The 655-nt window shown below is 42.1% G+C and carries 2 pseudogenes; both read left to right on the top strand.

Going from position 1 to position 655, the window contains the following annotated elements:
* Positions 1-335, top strand: a pseudogene (locus QM406_RS10050) (helix-turn-helix domain-containing protein); the annotation flags it as partial.
* Positions 336-655 (top strand): annotated as a pseudogene (locus QM406_RS10055) (ROK family protein); the annotation flags it as partial. It abuts the pseudogene before it with no gap.

A 655-nucleotide genomic window follows, 5' to 3' on the forward strand; every position in this document is an offset into this window, starting at 1 on the left:
GTAGGAGAGTAACGGTGGCTGAAACCTCAATCGTTGAGAAAAACTGCCAAATCTCCAATCTAGTCCGACAAAAGGTTACACAACTCCTAACTGAGAAGATGTCACTAACGGATATTGCCAGAAGGTTTCGTGTGTCAACGTCCACTGTCTATCGTAAACTCGACCAGTTTACTTTCAAGGAACATTTTGACAAACTCCCAAGGGTTATGTCCTGGGATGAGTTTGGGTTCAAGAAAGGGGAATTGGCTTTTGTGGCGCAGAATTATGAGACAAACGAACTCATAACCATCCTTGATAATCGCCGCCAAACCACTATACGAAACTACTTTTTGAGGGAAATTGGTCACATTATTGTTGAACCTGAAACAGGATTTGAGTGTACTTGCGGAAACAAGGGGTGTCTGGAAACTGTAGCTTCAGCAACAGGTGTTGTACGTTTAGCACATCATTTGGCAGAAGAATACGAAGGAAACTCTTCTATTAAAGCTGCTGTAGACAATGGTGAGCAAGTGACAAGTAAAGATATTTTCGTAGCTGCTGCTGAAGGTGATAAGTTTGCTAATAGCATTGTTGATAAAGTCTCTGAATACCTCGGACTTGCAACAGCAAACATCTCAAACATTCTTAACCCAGATTCTGTCGTTATCGGTGGTGG

Source organism: Streptococcus infantis (genome assembly GCF_047465035.1).
GTDB classification, from domain to species: domain Bacteria; phylum Bacillota; class Bacilli; order Lactobacillales; family Streptococcaceae; genus Streptococcus; species Streptococcus infantis_T.